A 16507-nucleotide genomic window follows, 5' to 3' on the forward strand; every position below is an offset into this window, starting at 1 on the left:
ATCAGTTTCCCTTACCGGAGAGCCGAGCGACGCCGCGGTACAGCGCCGAATGATCCAGTCCACCATCACCATTGGCGCGGGCCGAGGCCATCAGCTGCGCCAGCACCGCGCCCATCGGGATCACGACCCCCGCCTCACGCGCAGCCGAGGTGACGATGCCGAGATCCTTGTGGTGCAGGTCGATGCGGAACCCGGGCTCGAACGAGCGGTCCAGCATCTTCTGTGCCTTCTGGTTCAGCACTGCCGAGCCGGCGAGGCCGCCGCCGAGAACCTCGACCGACGCTGCCAGGTCCACGCCGTACGCCTCGAGGAACGCGATGGCCTCGGCGAGCACCTGAATGTTGCCTGCCACGATCAGCTGGTTGGCCGCCTTGACGGTCTGCCCGGACCCACTCGGACCCACGTGCACGACGGTCTTGCCGACGACGTCGAGAATCGGCTTGGCCGTGGCGAAGTCGTCCGCGCTGCCACCGACCATGATCGACAGGGTCGCGTTCTCGGCACCGGCCTGGCCTCCGGAGACCGGGGCATCGAGGATCCGGAAGCCGCGCGAGATCGCGTCGGCGGCCAAGGTGGCGGTGACGTCGGGACGGATGCTGGAGAAGTCGATGATCAGCGCGTCGCGTCGAGCATTGTCGAACACACCACCCTCACCGACCAGGACGTCCTGCACATCGGGGGAGTCGGGAACCATGATCGCGATGACATCCGCGTCGTGGACGGCCTTGGCGATGGAGTCGGCCGCCGTGCCGCCCGCTTCGACCAGGGGCCCGGTGCGATCCGGAGTCAGGTTGTAGCCGACCACCTGGTGGCCCGCCTTGGCGAGATGAACGGACATGGGGCTGCCCATGATCCCGAGGCCGATGAATGCGATGGTGCTCATATCAATCCCTACTTGGTAGTGGTGCCGGTGGAAAGAGCCAGCTCCAGCCAGTCGAACGTGTCCTGGCGGGTGGCTTTGTATTCGAGTCCGACGTAGCCGTCGTAACCACGTTCGGCGAGGCCGGCGAGCTGTCCGCCGAGGTCGAGCGATCCGGTGCCCGGTTCTCCGCGGCCGGGGGAGTCGGCGATCTGCACGTGCCCGATCAGGTCGTGGTGGGCCTCGAGCGCTGCGGGCACGTCGTCTCCGTTGACGGCGAGGTGGTACAGGTCGGCAAGCAGGCGCAGATTGTGGACGTCCTGTTCACGGGCAACTCGACGGATGGTGGCGACGGCTCCGGCAGCGGACTTCAGCGGGTAGGCGGGTGCGCCGCTGACGGGTTCGACCAGTACGACCGCACCGATTTTCGCTGCGGCCTTCCCGGCTGCGGCCAGGTTCTCGATCGCGACCTCGTCCTGGTCGAGCGGGTCGACTCCGTCGATGCGGTTTCCGTAGAGGGCGTTGAACGTCTTGGTGCCGAGTTGTTCGCCGATTCCGACGGTGGCGTCGATGTTGTCGCGAAAGGCCTGCACCTGCGCTGGATCGGACAGAATCCCGCGGTCGCCTGCCGGCATGTCGCCGGCGGCGAAGTTCAGACCGGTCAGCTGTACCCCGGCATCGCGGATCGAGGACACGAACGCAGAGACATCGGCGTCCGACGGCACCGGGCCCCCGAACGGCCACCAGAATTCGACGGCGTCGAAGCCGGCATCTCGGGCGCGCTGCGGTCGATCGAGCAGAGGCACGTCGGTGAAGAGAATGGAACAGTTGACGGTGTAGTGAAGCCTGGAATCAGCGAACGTGTTCATACACAGTGCCTTTCAGTTCTGAGGTTGCGGCAGGCCGCGGTACCTGCGCCAGCTGCCGGTGTAGGTGATGTCGGTCAGCTCGTCCGGTTGTGCATCGAGCACCCCGGGGCGGAGGCCGACGCCGAGGACCGAGCGCCCGTCCTCGAGCGCGACCACGGTGAGTTCGAGCTCCGGCGGTTCGTCCGGCAGGAACGCCGTGCGGATGTCGTCGAGCGGAATGTCGTAGAGCTCGCCCTCGATGGCCGCACCGGCGGTGTGGTCGAGCAGCAGCGCCGGGAATTCGTCGCGTACCGAGAAGAAGCGGTAGTTCGGTGTGGTGCGCACTGTCCCGACGAACGGGTGGGACGAGACGTTGTGGTGCAGGCTGCCGCCCCGCATCGCACCACCGTTGCAGAAAAGCTCCGTCATGAAGTCGTTCCTCTCGGGCTCGATCGACCGGACTCAAAGTCCGTAATACGGAATAGTGATTCCGTTTCGTGTTTCGAGTGTGGCGTGCACCACGTGGATCTGTCAAGACCCGCTCACCCGGACTGCCCGACCGAAGCGCCGAATACCGCAGTGCGGCAACACCGAAAGACTCGGCGCAGACAGCCCGAGATCAACCCTTGACAGTGGATGTGATCGGTGTCACGCTCGTTTGGTGGAATCAACATTTCGTATAGCGGAATCAGAGACAGCCGGGGTCGTGGCCGATCTGAACACGGCCTGTGAGACCGAAGCGGCACGCACGCTCTCGCTCTGCCTCGACGTGCCTCGCTGGGTCGCGGGAGTTCTGAGCGCACGGCCGTTCACCGACGTGCAGGCTCTGCGCCACGCCATTCATCGCGCTGCCGCACCATTGACAACCGATGAAGTGCACCGCGCACTCGCCGTGCATCCGCGCATCGGCGAGAGACCAGACGGCGACGACGCAAGCGCTCGGCACGCGAGCAACGAGCAATCCGGCGTCGACATCTCCGACGCGACCGTCGAACAGCGGCTGAGAGCAGGAAATCTGGCCTACGAGAACCGCTTCGGGCAGGTGTTTCTGATCAGGGCCGCCGGCCGGGATGCCGACGCAGTTCTCGACGCTTTGCAGACCAGGCTCGGCAACGACCCCGAGACCGAGGCAGTCGTCGTCGAACACGAACTGCGGGAGATCGCCGAGATTCGGGCAACAGGAAGTCTCGGCGATGTCTGACCAGAGGAGCCATGTGACCGCTCACGTGCTCGATGCGGCGAGAGGCGTTCCGGCGCAGGGTGTCTCGATCGTACTGTCCGATGTCCACGGCACCCCCGTCGCCGACGCGGTCACCGACGAGCAAGGACGCGTCGCCGCGCTCGGTCCCAGCGAACTCGAACCGGGCGTCTACCGCCTCACTTTCGCAACCGGCGCGTACTTCGCCGCCCAGCACACCGAGTGCTTCCACCCCGAGGTTCTCGTCACTTTCGAGATCACCGCATCCGACCAGCACTACCACATACCACTTCTGTTGAGCCCGTTCGCTTTCACCACCTATCGAGGGAGCTAGAACCCATGACCATCGTGCTCGGAGCAAACCAGTACGGCAAAGCCGAATGCAGACTCGTCCGCATCGACCGCGAGACTCCTCGCCACCGCATCACCGACGTCAGCGTCACCTCGCAGCTGCGCGGAGATCTCGAGGCCGTCCACACCGAGGGCGACAACGCCCACGTCGTCGCGACCGACACTCAGAAGAACACCGTGTACGCGTTCGCGCGGGACGGTATCGGCGCGATCGAGAACTTCGCTCTGCGCCTCGGCGCGCACTTCACCGACAGCTTCGACTGGATCACCGGCGGCCGCTGGGAGATCGAGCAGTACTCCTGGTCGCGAATCGCCGACGGTGAAGACGGATACGACCACTCGTTCGTCAAGGCCGGCGACGAGAAGCGGAACACGATCGTGACGGTCGACGGCGACAACATCTCCATCGTCTCCGGAATCAGCGACCTCGTGGTCCTCAACTCGACGGCGTCGGAGTTCTGGGGGTACCCGAAGGACCGCTACACGACGCTGAAGGAAACCACCGACCGCATACTGGCCACCTCGGTCAGTGCCCGCTGGCGGTATCTCACCACCGAGCTCGATTTCGACAAGACCTTCGACGACGTCCGCTCGATCATGCTCGACGCCTTCGCCTCCACTCACTCTCTTGCGTTGCAGCAGAGCCTGTTCCAGATGGGCAAGCAGGTTCTTGAGGCACACCCGGAGATCGGGGAGATCAAGTTCTCGATGCCCAACATCCATCACTTCCTCGTCGACCTCGAGCCGTTCGGACTCGACAACCCCGGTGAGGTCTTCTACGTCGCGGATCGCCCCTACGGTCTGATCGAGGCCACGGTGCAGCGCGACGATGCCCCGGACGCAGGCCGCGCCTGGGATACCGTGCCCGGATTCTGCTAGGAGCGAGCCGACATGAAGCTGACAAAACGCACTGCGGCCAAGACCCATGCACCGCACGACCCCGCCCGTCCCGAGGACGAGCGGTTGTCGATCGGTAGGTCGTATCTCTACGGATTGCAGCACATCCTGACGATGTACGGCGGCGTCATAGCACCACCTCTGATCGTCGGCGGCGCAGCGGGGTTGACCGGCACCGAGATCGCGCTGTTGGTCTCGGCCGCGTTGTTCGTCAGCGGAGCGGCCACCCTGCTGCAGACCCTGGGGGTGCCGTACTTCGGCGCAAAGCTCCCTCTGGTGCAGGGTATTTCGTTCGCCTCGGTGTCGACGATGGTGGCCATCGCAAGTGGGCCGGGCGGATTGAACTCGGTGTTCGGAGCCATCATCGCCGCCGGTGCCATCGGCATCCTCATCACCCCGTTCTTCAGCAAGATCGTTCGCTTCTTCCCACCGGTGGTGACCGGCACGATCATCACCGTCATCGGTATCTCGCTACTGCCCGTTGCGGTTCGGTGGGCGATGGGCGGTGATCAGCAGGCCACCGACTGGGGCTCGATGTCCAACATCGGTCTCGCGGCCTTCAGCCTCGTGGTGGTTCTGCTCGTCAGCCGACTGGTGCAGGGCACACTGTCGCGGCTGTCGATCCTCATCGGCATCATCGTCGGCACGGTGTTCGCGGTCCTGGTCGGCAAGGCCGACTTCTCCGGTGTCGGTGACGGTGCCATCTTCAGCCTCCCCGAGCCGTTCGCGTTCGGAGCTCCGACCTTCCAGATCGCGGCGATCCTGTCGATGGTGGTCGTCATCCTCGTCATCATGACCGAGACCACCGCCGACATCCTGGCCGTCGGCGAGATCGTCGGTACCGACGTCGATGCCCGACGCGTCGGCGACGGGTTGCGTGCGGACATGGTGGCCACCACCATCGCTCCCGTCTTCGGCACCTTCCCCGCCAGTGCGTTCGCCCAGAATGTCGGTCTGGTGGCGGTCACCGGAATCAAGAGTCGCTACGTCGTCGCCGCCGGCGGCTCGGTGCTGCTGTTCCTCGGACTCTTTCCCATCCTCGGTCTGGTCGTCGCATCGGTTCCGTTGCCGGTACTCGGCGGCGCGGGCATCGTGCTGTTCGGCTCGGTGGCCGCCAGCGGCATCAGGACTCTGTCCAAGGTGGAGTTCGACGGCAATCTCAACCTCGTCATCGTGGCCGTCGCCATCGGCTTCGGCGTCATCCCCATCGCGGTACCGGGCTTCTATGCAGCCTTCCCCGACTGGGTCCACGTGGTACTCGACTCGGGCATCAGTGCCGCGAGCATCGTCGCGGTCCTGCTGAACATCGCCTTCAACGTCGTCACGATCGGCCAGAAGGCCTCACCCTCGGTGGTGACCGCGGCTCCACCGGTGGCGACGCGGCATCACCAGTAGTGTTCTACCGAGATCGGTGGAAGCTACGAGCATGCGAGGTGGGACTGTGGCGGCAGGTGGCGGGGTGCAGTCCGTGGAGCGCGCATTCGAGCTGCTCGACATCATGGCCGCCTCGGGCGGATCCATCGGGATCAGCGAACTCGCCGAGGGAACCGATCTGCCGATGCCGACCGTGCATCGACTGATCGGGACCCTCGTCTCGCTCGGCTACGTCAGGCGGCTGCCGTCCCGTCGATACGCATTGGGCACCAAGCTCATTCGTCTCGGCGACAGCGCCTCCAAACTGATCGGCGGATGGGCCAAGCCGTACCTGGCCGAGCTGGTCCGGATCACGCACGAGACGTCGAACATGGCATTCCTCGAAGACGACATGGCGGTCTACGTCGCGCAGGTGCCGTCCGAACACGCCATGAGAATGTTCAACGAGGTGGGACAGCGGGTGCTGCCGCACTCCACCGGCGTCGGCAAAGCTCTCCTCGCGCAGTTGGACGACGACGCCGTCCGCGCGATCGTCGGCCGCCTCGGTATGGCACCCCGTACCGTCAACACCATCACCACGCTGGACGCGTTACTCGAAGATCTTGCGGTGATCCGCCAACGCGGCTACGCGATCGACGACGGCGAGCAGGAAGTGGGCGTGCGCTGCTTCGCCGTACCGGTGATCGGTGCACCCACGCTGACGGCGATGTCCATCGCCGGACCCACCGCGCGAGTCACGCTCGAATCGGCCGAACAGTTCGTACCCCTGCTGATCTCGGCCGCCGAGCGACTGGCGAAAGATCTCGCGGGCAACAACCCCGCACCCTAATCTTTCAGAATTCTCGCATCGCGAGCGAAGGACTCGACCTGCTCGGTCAGCCACACATGAGCCGGAACCGCGCCGCCGAGCAGTTCGCGAGCCAACGAGGGGGAATCCCCGATCTGCACATCGCTGCCCGCGATGATGATGTTGCCGTAGCGCCTGCCCTTGAGCATCGCCGGATCGGCGACGATCGCCAGATGCGGAAAGACACTGCGAAGAGTCGACGCCTCCTGCTTCGCGAGCGAAAGATCGCGTCGATCACCGCAATTGACGACGTACATGCCGCCGGGCGCGAGGACGCGTCGAACATGGGCGGTGAACTCGGCAGTCAGCAGCGGGGCCGGAGTGACCGCCCCGGCGAACACATCTCGCACGATCAGGTCGCGACTGTTCTCGCTCAAGGTCTCGGTGACCGCCCGCGCCTCACCGACGCGGATACGGAGCAGCGGTGCTCGCGGGAGGTCGAACCATTCGCGTACCAGCTCCGAGAGCTTGCCGTCGAGTTCCACGACCACCTGACGCGCACCGGGGAATTCGGCGGTGAAGGAACGTGCCAGTGTGCACGCCCCACCCCCGAGGTGCAGCGCTCGTAGCGGGAAGGTCGAATCCCACTGCGCGCGAACCAGTCCGGAGATCCAGCGCATGTACTCGAATTCGAGAACGGTGGGGTCGTTCATGTCGATGTGCGAACTCGGGACGTCGTTGACATTGACGACCCAGCCGTCGTCGGAGAAGGCGTCGCGGACCAGTTCACAGGTGCCCGAATCGATCTCGAACACTCCGGGTTGCAGCGAGCCGGCCGGTGCCGACGCGCGCTTCCTACCCATTCGCGGGCCCGTCGAGCCGAAAGTCCTCGAAATCGAATCCCGGCGTGACGGTACAGCTGACCAGACTCGGCTCGTCGCCCACCGGACGCGCCCGCTGCCACACCGAGGGCGGCACGATCTGCTGCGGCGCGTCCGGTGCGACCAGCAGCGAAGTCACGGTTCCCGGCTCGTCCCCTGCGCCGCCGAGGTCGAGCTGCACCGGACTACCACGGTGATACAGCCACATCTCGGTCCCGCGGACGGTGTGCCACGCCGACTGCTGGCCGGGCATGAGCAGGAACAGGATCGCCGTGCCTGCCGCGCGCGGGCCGGGATAGCCGTCGGGCAGGAACTCCTGCGGGATGGTGACCTCGCTGCGCCAGGTCTCGCGGAACCAACCACCCTCGGGATGGGGTGCGAGGTCCAGGCCAAGAGCCCAGTGAGGCAACGACGTCATGGACGCAACCCTAATCCGTAGCGATCTGAACCCGGAACGTGTCGCGCCCGGTGTGCAGGCTCCACAGCTGCTCGGCGAGAGCCTCGGGGCTCTTCCTCGGGTCGCTACCGTCGATGGCACCACCGATGATCAACTGCGACACCTGGATTCCCTCTTCGGCCAGCTCCTCGTTGAGCAACTGCGCGTAGGCTGCCTGGCCGGCGAACGCGATGGACGTGCCGGTGACGGTGCGACCCGGCTTGACTGCGGAGCCGCCGTTGACGAACAGGATCGTGCCCTTGTTCTCGCCGAGAAACCGCATGCCCGGGAGCACCTGGTGGACGGCGGCGATCGGTCCGTAGATCGAGAACTCGACCGGGCCGACCATGTCGGCCGGGGTGGTCTCGAGCACCGGCCGCATGAAGTCCTTCTGCGGAAGGGGGCTGTACTGCAGCACCTCGATGGGCCCGAGCGTTTCGGTGACCTGCTCGAGCGCTGCGGCGATCGAGGCCGGGTCACGCACGTCGGCGACGAAGCCCTTCGCGGAGATACCGTCGGCGGCGAGCTGATCGGCCAGAGCGTCGACACGGGCCTGGTTTCGGGAGATGAGGCCGACCGAGAAACCCTGCGCGCCGAACTTGCGCGCCACCGCTGCTCCGAGACCTGCACCTGCTCCGACAATTGCTATGGAAGTCATGACCTGTGCAAGGCGAGTCCATCCTCGACTATTCCGACGACCGACTCGAGCAGGGCCTCTGCGCTCTCGTGCAGCGCCGTGACATCGCCGGTCCAGCCGAGCACACGCAGTGCGGCTGCGGCGATACCGGCGGCATCGGCTGTCGGGTCGCTCCGGCCGTTCTCACGATCGGCCCGCGCGTTCACCACGGTCTCCACCAGTCGAAACGGCAGGTCCTCCGTCCCCGGACGGCGCTCGGCGTCGAGTTGATCGAGCGTGTCCGACGCGATCGCCGCATACAGGCCCATGAGCGTGTAGCGATGGTCGCGGAAAGTCTCGAAGCGTTCGCTGCGCAGCTCGGGCAGCAGATAGAGCGCGCCGAGATTCCAGGTGGACGCACCGAGTTGGCCGGAGTCGAAGTAGGCGAGTGCGTACATCTGGGTCGCGGGCTCGGCCTGTGAGTCTCGGATGCGCTGCGCGACGGCCAGCGGTGCGTCGACCGTTCCGCTGAGCAGTGCGTCGAGGATGTCGTCCTTGGTCGCGAAGTGGTGGTAGAGCGAGGCCTGACGTAATCCGACGGCCTCGGCGATGACGCGAGTCGAGGTGTTGGTGAAGCCGCGAGTGGTGAACAGTTCGGCCGCGGCGTCGAGTATCTCCTCGCGAGCGGTGTCGCCGGGCCGCTTCTTCGTACTCAGCCTTGGCCTGCCTGCTCCGGTCATGACTGCATCCTGTCAGGTCGATATGACGGTGAGATTTCTGTCATCTGATCGAAATAGACGAAACGAGCTTGTTGCACGACGGACACGATCCGGGAACGACCGTGCCGAAAACTATCAACTGACAGAAAACCCGCCTCGGCGATGCAGCGGGGTCACTCATCCACCCACCTCGCCCGTAGGAGATCACATGAGCTCGACCACACTGCCCGCGTCGGGTCAGGGGTCCGAATCACCCGCCACCTCGGATCATTCGGACCTGGCCGCCCTGGGCTACGACCAGCAGCTCCATCGCAGCCTCGGCAAGTACGCGTCCTTCGCGGCCGGCTTCTCGTTCGTCTCGATTCTGACCACCATCTTCCAGCTCTTCGGACTCGGCTTCAGCTTCGGCGGCCCCGCCTTCTTCCTCACCTGGCCGCTGGTGTTCCTCGGCCAGTTCATGGTGGCTCTGAACTTCGCCGAACTCGCTGCCCGCTATCCCATCTCGGGCGCGATCTACCACTGGTCGCGGCGCATGGGTGGTGAGCTGGTCGGGTGGTTCGCGGGTTGGTTCATGATCATCGCGCAGATCGTCACCGCCTCGGCCGCCGCCATCGCCCTGCAGGTGGTACTTCCCAGCATCTGGGGCGGATTCCAGCTGATCGGCGAGGACACCGCACTCACCTCACCGAGCGGTGCCGCCAATGCCGTTGTGCTCGGCTCGATTCTGCTGGTGCTCACCACCACCATCAACTGCATCGGCGTGAACTGGATGTCGCGGATCAACAGCATCGGCGTCACCTGTGAGATCGTCGGAGTCATCGCCCTGGTCCTGGTGTTCTTCACCCACGCCGAACGCGGACCACAGGTGGTGTTCGATACCGGAAGTGCCGGAGCCGATCCCGGCTACATCGGGGCCTGGATCGTCTCGGGCCTGATGGCCGCCTATGTCATGGTCGGCTTCGGCTCGGCAGGCGAACTGGCCGAGGAGACCCGCAATCCCCGACGCGTCGCGCCCCGCACCATCCGCCTTGCACTGTCCGCCTCGGCACTGGGCGGTGGCCTGATGATCGTCGGTGCCCTGATGGCCGCACCGAGCCTGACCGACGGTCAGCTTGCGACACAGGGGCTTCCGTACGTCATCGACTCGATCCTCACCTCACCGTGGGGCAAGGTCCTGCTGATCGACGTCGCCATCGCCGTGTTCATCTGCACCCTCGCCATCCAGACCGCGGCATCGCGGCTGATGTTCTCCATGGCCCGGGACGGACGACTGCCCGCATCGGCAGCGCTGGCGAAGGTCAACTCGCGCACCGGAACCCCCATCGCACCGTCGGTTCTGATCGGCGTGGCCTGCGTTGCGATCCTGGCCGTCAACGTCGGCAACTCCGCGATCTTCACCACGCTGTCCAGCGTCTGCATCGTGTTGATCTACCTCGCCTACATGATGGTGACCGTCCCGTTGCTGATCCAGCGGCTCAAGGGATGGCCGCACGGCGGAGTGCAGAAGGACAGCGACGGCGAGAAGCTCTTCACCCTCGGCCGCCTCGGCCTGCCCGTCAACATCGCAGCGGTCCTGTACGGCGGACTGATGGTGATCAACCTGTCGTGGCCCCGCGCCGAGATCTTCGACCCCACCGGCGAATTCCCCATCCTGCGATGGGCCGCACCACTGACCGTCCTCGCCGTGATCGTCGTGGGCATCGCCTGCCTGCCCCGCGGCAAAGCCCACCCCAAGCCCGTCACGATCGGAGCCTGAATCACCATGAGCACGGCAACCGCAACCACCCACTCGGCCAAGGAACACGCACGATCCCAGGCCACCGTCGCGCCTGCACCCACTGCGCCGGAGGGCATCTCGGAACTCACCTGGGCCGAGTCGGTCCCCGGCGGCAGCTACACCACCAAGGTCCTCGCTCGCGGAACCCGGCTGCGCCTCGTCGACGTGAACGGTGACGCCTGCGCCAATCTGCTGCTGTACCGCGCCGACGCACCATGGGAACGGCTCAACACCGCCGACACCGTCAAGGTGCCGTGGCAGGCGTATCTGAGCTCGGGTCATCCCCTGCTCTCGGACCAGGGCCGTGTTCTGGCCACCGTCGTCGGCGACACCTCCGGCCGCCACGACGCACTGTGCGGCACCACCTCGACCGCTACCAACGTCGCCAAATACGGAGACAGCGGACCACATTCGTCGGCTCCGGCCGGTCGAGAACTGTTCACCCTCGCCGCGGCCAAGCACGGACTCGAACCGCGGGACGTCGCGCCGTCCCTGTCGTTCTTCCACGGCGTCACCGTCGCCGCCGACGGCGCTCTGGTCAGCACCGGATCCGCAGGAGCGGGCAAGTCGGTGGATCTGCTGATCCACCTGCCGGTGATCGTGTTGCTCGCCAACACCGCTCACCCACTCGACCCGAGGTCCGAATTCCCCACCACCGCCCTCGACGTGTTGGCCTGGCGGGCACCGGAGGAGCTGCTCACGCTCGACAACACCGAACCCGAATATCAACGCGCAGTGCAGAACACCGAGGACGCATGGAAGGCAGCACAGTGACCACCAGTGCAGTGATCGTGAAAGACGAGATCGCCCCCGCTTTCGGTCCGTGGTCCGCCGTGGTCGAAGCCGGTGACATCCTGACGATCGTCGACCTGTACGGCAATCAAGCCGTCGACACTCTGCTGTACGGCGCGCACGATCGTTCCATCCGATACTCCGCCGCCGCGACGGTCTCCGCGCAACAGAACCTGTTCCTCACCACCGGTTCCGTTCTGCGCAGCGATGACTCGACGCCGCTGATGACGATCGTGGACGACGAGGTCGGCAACCACGACACCGTCGGCGGTGCCTGCTCCAAGGAGTCGAACACCCTGCGCTACGGCCACCACACTCAGCACCAGCACGCCTGCGTCGAGAACTTCCTGATCGAGGGATCCAAGTGGGGCCTCGGCAAGCGAGATCTGGCACCCAACATCAATTTCTTCATGAACGTGCCCGTCGACGCCGACGGGACCCTCGGCATCGTCGACGGTCTCTCGGCTCCCGGGAAGAAACTCTCACTGCGTGCCGAGATCGACACCCTCGTGCTCGTCTCCAATTGCCCACAGATCAACAACCCCTGCAACGGATTCGACCCCACTGCGGTCCGGATGATCGTGACGCGAGAGTCGGCGGGGGCATGAAGGCGACCAAGATGACAGTCCACCGGCCGGGAATGCTCACCACGGTGCAGGACTGGCCGGGCCGCATCGGGTACTGGAAGGTGGGCGTACCGCCATCGGGACCGATGGACGACCTGTCGTTCCGGCTCGGCAACGTCGCCCTGGGCAACCCCGAGGGCACTCCGGGACTCGAATCCACCATGGCCGGGCCGGCATTGACGTTCGATGCCGACACCTACGTCTGCGTCACCGGTGCCGCGGTACCGGTGCGCATCGACGGCCGCGCGGCCCCGCAGTGGAAGCCGGTCCTGGTACCCGCCGGTGCCACCCTCGATGTCGGCACCACCACCGGTGCGGGTCTGCGGGTCTACGTGCTCGTCCAGGGCGGCTTCGATGTCGACGACTACCTCGGCAGTGCAGCGACGTTCACACTCGGCAAGTTCGGCGGACATCGCGGCGGCGTGCTCGGCGAGGGCGACGTCATCGCACTGGCCGGCCGCTCCGACAACCCCGCCGTTCTCGGTCCGATTCCCATGGAACACCTGCCGGTGCTGACGTCGAGCTGGGACATCGCCGTCACCGAGGGCCCACACGGCGCACCGGAGTTCTTCACCCGCGACGACATCGACACCCTCTACGCCACCCGCTACGAGGTGCACTTCAACTCCGATCGCACCGGAGTCCGACTGATCGGACCGAGGCCACAGTGGGCTCGGCCCGACGGCGGCGAGGCCGGACTGCACCCGTCGAACATCCACGACAACGCCTACAGCGTCGGGGCGTTGGACTTCACCGGCGATACCCCGATCCTGCTCGGACCCGACGGTCCGAGCCTGGGCGGCTTCGTCTGCCCCGTCACCGTCGTGGCCGCCGAACGCTGGAAGCTCGGTCAACTGAGGCCGGGCGACACCATCCGATTCGTTCCCGTGAAGGCCGCGTCCACGGCGCCGCTGGGTTCACTCGGTCTCGCTCGCCGCGCGTCTCTGCCCGCGGTGTTCTCCGCAGGCGGCGACGGCGACGACGGAGTGATCGCTCGACGCGACGCCGATACGTGCGTCACCTACCGTCGCTCGGGCGACGACAACGTGCTCGTCGAGTACGGCGACATGAAACTCGATCTGGCCCTGCGCGCCCGGGTGCATGCCCTCCATCAGCGCGTCGAGGCCCTCGCGCCCCGTGGCCTGGTGGACCTGACTCCCGGGATCCGCTCGTTGCAGGTGAAGGTGAATCCCGATGTACTGTCCATCGATTCGTTGATGGGTCTGCTGTCCGAGGTCGAGAACGAACTACCCGCGGCCTCGGAGCTCGTGGTCCCCAGCCGCCAGGTTCGGCTGCCGCTCTCGTGGGACGACCCCTCGACCCGCGAGGCCATCCAGCGCTACATGCACGGTGTGCGCGCCGACGCCCCGTGGTGCCCCTGGAACATCGAATTCATCCGGCGGATGAACGGACTCGATTCGGTGGCAGAGGTGTTCGACACCGTCTTCGCCGCCGACTACATGGTCCTCGGTCTCGGTGACGTGTACCTGGGCGCACCGGTGGCGACACCGTTGGATCCGCGGCACCGACTGGTGACGACCAAGTACAACCCGGCGCGCACGTGGACGCCGGAGAACGCCGTCGGTATCGGCGGAGCGTACCTGTGCATCTACGGCATGGAAGGTCCCGGCGGCTACCAGTTCGTCGGACGAACCACGCAGGTGTGGAACCACAGTGCCGCCTACAGCGGCGGACCGTTCGAGGAAGGCACCCCGTGGCTGCTCCGGTTCTTCGACCGAATCTCCTGGTACCCGGTCGAACCCGAGGAACTGATGGACCTGCGCGCAGATCTGGCGGCCGGCCGCGGCGGCGGAGTGCAGATCACCGACGGTGAGTTCTCCCTCGCCGAGCACGAGAACTTCCTGGACACCAACGCGGACTCCATCGCCGAGTTCCGCGCGACGCAGGCCGTCGCCTTCGGTGCCGAACGCGACGCATGGTCGGCAGCAGGCGAATTCGATACGATGAAAGGCAGGACCGATGCAGCCTGAGGTACGAGAACGAGTTCTGCAGGCATACAAGCGAATTGCCGAGGTCGATCGGCCGGAGGTGTGGATCACCCTGCGTGACGAGGACGACGTGCTGGCCGAGGCCGTCGCCCTCGACGAGGCGGTCGCGGCCGGTGCGGATCTACCGCTCGCCGGAGTACTCGTCGCAGTCAAGGACAACATCGACGTCGCCGGCCTGCCCACCACCGCAGCATGCCCCGAATTCGCCTACACACCCGGCATTTCCGCCGTCGCCGTCGAGCGACTGACGAGCCAGGGCGCACTGGTGCTCGGCAAGACCAACCTGGACCAGTTCGCCACCGGACTGGTCGGCACCCGCAGCCCCTACGGCGCGGTCCGCTGCGCCTGGGATCCGACACTGATCTCGGGAGGCTCGAGCTCCGGTTCCGCCGTCGCGGTGGCACTGGGCATCGCGGACATCGGAATCGGCACCGACACGGCCGGATCGGGTCGAGTGCCCGCAGCCTTCCACGGCCTGGTGGGCATCAAGAGCTCACTGGGTATCGTGCCGAACACCGGCGTCGTGCCCGCCTGCGCCGACTACGACTGCGTCACAGTTCTCGCGCGCGATCTGGACAGTGCCACTGCGGCGATGAAAGTCATGACCGGGCCCACCGCCACCGATCCACGCAGCCGGGCCTGGCCTTCCGACGTACGGCTCGCCGCGTCCCCGCAGTCCCGCGTCGCCGTCCCACGAGGTGAGGATCTGACATCGCTGAGTCCGGCGTACCGTCGGGCATTCGAGGCGACGGTGGCCGGCCTGGCAGAGAAGGGTATTGCCCACGCCGAGGTCGACATCTCGACGCTGCTGGACGCGGCAACACTGCTGTACGACGGAGCGATTGTGGCCCAGCGGTATTCGGCCGTCGGAGAGTTCCTCGACACCGCGCCTGCCGGTGCCGATCCCACGGTGTCCGCGATCGTTCGCTCGGCGGCAGCGCCGTCCGCACACCGGTACGTCGACGATCTCGCCGCTCTCGCCGGAGCCGAGACCGCGGCCCGCGCACTCCTGAACGGTTTCGACGGCCTGCTGTTGCCCACCACCACCGAGCATCCGAGCATCGCTGCGGTGCAATCGGATCCGGTCGGCATCAACCGACGCCTCGGTACGTTCACCAACTTCTGCAATCTGCTCGACATGGCCGCGGTGGCCGTTCCCGGAGCCTCGACGCACGACGGCAACCCGTTCGGCGTCATGGTCGTGGTACCGGCATTCGAGGATCAGATCGCGATCGACCTCGCTGCACAGTTGAGCGGCACCGCGTCGCCGTCGCTGATCGACGACGGTATCGAGGTGTTGGCCGTCGGAGCGCACCTGCGCGGCTTTCCCGTGCACCACCAGCTGACCGATCGCGGTGCACGCTTCATCGGCGAGGTGACGACCACGGCGGACTACCGACTCGTGGATCTGCACACCACCCCGCCCAAGCCCGGTCTCGTGCGGCGCGCGGGCGACGGCGCTCCCATCTCGGGAGAGTTGTATCGCATGTCCGCCGCCGCCCTCGGAACGTTCCTCGCGGGATTGCCCGCGCCGATGGGTCTGGGTCCGGTCGAGTTGTCCGACGGTCGCTGGGTCACCGGATTCTGCTGCGCGCACGACGCAGCCGAGAACGGCACCGACATCACCGAATTCGGCGGCTGGCGCGCATACAGGGCTCAAGCCGGGACCGGTCTGCCTCCGTCGGTCGCCACGCGCACGGCGAGCAGTCCGAGTACCGTGCCCATGACGTAGCGCTGGACCCTCAGCCACGTGGGGCGAACGGCCAGGAACTGAGCGATCGATCCGGCCAGCACCACGATCGCCAGATTGACCGCGACTGCCACGGCGATCTGTACGCCACCGAGCGTGAATCCCTGCAGCAGAAGGTGTCCGGCCGCGGGATCGACGAACTGCGGGATGACCGAGATGTACATGATCGCGATCTTCGGGTTCAGCAGGTTGGTCACCAACCCCATCGTGAACAGCCGACGGGTCGAATCCTGTTGCAGCTCGGTCGGTTCGAAGGCCGACACCGAACCGCGCAGCGCCTGCACAGCCAACCAGGCGAGGTAGGCGGCACCGGCGAGCTTGACCGCGGTGTACAACGCAGGCACGGCCGAGAAGACCGCTGCCAAGCCGAGATTGGTGGCGGTGAGATAGACCAGGAAACCGAGCGCGACGCCCGCCAACGACACCAGTCCCGCCCGCTTCCCTTGCGAGATGCTCCGCGAGACGAGGTAGATCATGTTGGGCCCCGGGGTCAGAACCAACGCGAGAGCCACGGCGAACACTCCGACAACAGCAGAAATCGAGACCATGCGGACAACTCTTCACGCCGACGTACCGACCGAGAAGAG

The 16507-nt window shown here is 66.0% G+C and carries 18 protein-coding genes; 10 read left to right on the forward strand and 8 right to left on the reverse strand.

Annotation, left to right across the window (positions count from 1 at the left end; all coding sequences use genetic code 11):
- Nucleotide 1: 1 nt before the first annotated feature.
- From CH249_RS04750 to CH249_RS04760, 3 genes are read right to left on the reverse strand one after another with little or no spacing between them, the layout of a single operon-like run.
- Nucleotides 2-883: a 2-hydroxy-3-oxopropionate reductase gene (locus tag CH249_RS04750; protein ID WP_032396854.1), complete on the reverse strand. Its 882-nt coding sequence runs from the start codon at nucleotides 881-883 to the stop codon at nucleotides 2-4.
- Nucleotides 884-891: 8 nt separating this feature from the next.
- Nucleotides 892-1728, reverse strand: coding sequence for a hydroxypyruvate isomerase family protein (locus tag CH249_RS04755; RefSeq protein ID WP_094646178.1), 837 nt, complete (start codon nucleotides 1726-1728; stop codon nucleotides 892-894).
- Between the two features lie 12 nt (nucleotides 1729-1740).
- Entirely contained in the window at nucleotides 1741-2136 is a 396-nt protein-coding gene (locus tag CH249_RS04760) for a gamma-glutamylcyclotransferase (RefSeq protein WP_032396855.1), read from the reverse strand.
- Nucleotides 2137-2413: 277 nt separating this feature from the next.
- Here CH249_RS04760 and uraD point away from each other — a divergent pair, with 277 nt between their 5' ends.
- From uraD to CH249_RS04785, 5 genes are read left to right on the forward strand one after another with little or no spacing between them, the layout of a single operon-like run.
- Nucleotides 2414-2908: a 2-oxo-4-hydroxy-4-carboxy-5-ureidoimidazoline decarboxylase gene (gene uraD / locus CH249_RS04765; RefSeq protein ID WP_256981086.1), complete on the forward strand. Its 495-nt coding sequence runs from the start codon at nucleotides 2414-2416 to the stop codon at nucleotides 2906-2908.
- A complete protein-coding gene (uraH, locus tag CH249_RS04770; protein ID WP_094646180.1) occupies nucleotides 2901-3239 on the forward strand; it encodes a hydroxyisourate hydrolase in 339 nt (112 codons plus the stop codon). Before uraD ends, uraH begins: the two co-directional genes overlap by 8 nt.
- A 5-nt stretch (nucleotides 3240-3244) precedes the next feature.
- Nucleotides 3245-4135 (forward strand): factor-independent urate hydroxylase, encoded by an 891-nt coding sequence (pucL, locus tag CH249_RS04775; protein ID WP_032396857.1) that lies wholly within the window; start codon nucleotides 3245-3247, stop codon nucleotides 4133-4135.
- A 12-nt stretch (nucleotides 4136-4147) separates the two neighbouring features.
- On the forward strand, nucleotides 4148-5548 hold the full coding sequence (locus CH249_RS04780; RefSeq protein ID WP_082073850.1) for a nucleobase:cation symporter-2 family protein: 1401 nt from the start codon (nucleotides 4148-4150) through the stop codon (nucleotides 5546-5548).
- A gap of 31 nt (nucleotides 5549-5579) precedes the next feature.
- A complete protein-coding gene (locus CH249_RS04785; RefSeq protein ID WP_045197588.1) occupies nucleotides 5580-6356 on the forward strand; it encodes an IclR family transcriptional regulator in 777 nt (258 codons plus the stop codon).
- Here the strand turns inward: CH249_RS04785 and CH249_RS04790 are convergent.
- From CH249_RS04790 to CH249_RS04805, 4 genes are read right to left on the reverse strand one after another with little or no spacing between them, the layout of a single operon-like run.
- Nucleotides 6353-7177, reverse strand: a complete 825-nt coding sequence (locus CH249_RS04790) for a spermidine synthase (RefSeq protein ID WP_094629107.1) — start codon at nucleotides 7175-7177, stop codon at nucleotides 6353-6355. The two genes, CH249_RS04785 and CH249_RS04790, sit on opposite strands and share 4 nt — an antisense overlap.
- Nucleotides 7170-7613 (reverse strand): cupin domain-containing protein, encoded by a 444-nt coding sequence (locus tag CH249_RS04795; RefSeq protein ID WP_094629106.1) that lies wholly within the window; start codon nucleotides 7611-7613, stop codon nucleotides 7170-7172. The genes CH249_RS04790 and CH249_RS04795 overlap by 8 nt, the downstream gene beginning before the upstream one ends.
- A gap of 10 nt (nucleotides 7614-7623) precedes the next feature.
- Nucleotides 7624-8289, reverse strand: coding sequence for an SDR family NAD(P)-dependent oxidoreductase (locus CH249_RS04800; RefSeq protein ID WP_045197593.1), 666 nt, complete (start codon nucleotides 8287-8289; stop codon nucleotides 7624-7626).
- Nucleotides 8286-8987: a TetR/AcrR family transcriptional regulator gene (locus tag CH249_RS04805; RefSeq protein ID WP_094646181.1), complete on the reverse strand. Its 702-nt coding sequence runs from the start codon at nucleotides 8985-8987 to the stop codon at nucleotides 8286-8288. The genes CH249_RS04800 and CH249_RS04805 overlap by 4 nt, the downstream gene beginning before the upstream one ends.
- A gap of 187 nt (nucleotides 8988-9174) precedes the next feature.
- Between CH249_RS04805 and CH249_RS04810 the strand changes: the two genes are divergently transcribed.
- From CH249_RS04810 to atzF, 5 genes are read left to right on the forward strand one after another with little or no spacing between them, the layout of a single operon-like run.
- Entirely contained in the window at nucleotides 9175-10722 is a 1548-nt protein-coding gene (locus CH249_RS04810; protein ID WP_045197596.1) for an amino acid permease, read from the forward strand.
- 6 nt (nucleotides 10723-10728) lie between these two features.
- Nucleotides 10729-11517: an urea amidolyase associated protein UAAP1 gene (locus tag CH249_RS04815; protein WP_094646182.1), complete on the forward strand. Its 789-nt coding sequence runs from the start codon at nucleotides 10729-10731 to the stop codon at nucleotides 11515-11517.
- Complete coding sequence (locus CH249_RS04820) at nucleotides 11499-12143, forward strand: urea amidolyase associated protein UAAP2 (RefSeq protein WP_032396865.1); 645 nt, start codon at nucleotides 11499-11501, stop codon at nucleotides 12141-12143. The genes CH249_RS04815 and CH249_RS04820 overlap by 19 nt, the downstream gene beginning before the upstream one ends.
- Nucleotides 12140-14152 (forward strand): 5-oxoprolinase/urea amidolyase family protein, encoded by a 2013-nt coding sequence (locus CH249_RS04825; protein WP_094646183.1) that lies wholly within the window; start codon nucleotides 12140-12142, stop codon nucleotides 14150-14152. The genes CH249_RS04820 and CH249_RS04825 overlap by 4 nt, the downstream gene beginning before the upstream one ends.
- Nucleotides 14142-15902, forward strand: a complete 1761-nt coding sequence (gene atzF / locus CH249_RS04830) for an allophanate hydrolase (protein WP_094682482.1) — start codon at nucleotides 14142-14144, stop codon at nucleotides 15900-15902. Before CH249_RS04825 ends, atzF begins: the two co-directional genes overlap by 11 nt.
- Here the strand turns inward: atzF and CH249_RS04835 are convergent.
- The gene (locus CH249_RS04835) at nucleotides 15827-16468 is read right to left on the reverse strand and encodes a LysE family translocator (protein WP_032396867.1); all 642 of its coding nucleotides are present in this window, start codon (nucleotides 16466-16468) and stop codon (nucleotides 15827-15829) included. The genes atzF and CH249_RS04835 overlap by 76 nt on opposite strands.
- Nucleotides 16469-16507: the final 39 nt, after the last annotated feature.

This window comes from Rhodococcus sp. 05-2255-3B1 (assembly GCF_002258545.1).
GTDB lineage: Bacteria > Actinomycetota > Actinomycetes > Mycobacteriales > Mycobacteriaceae > Rhodococcoides.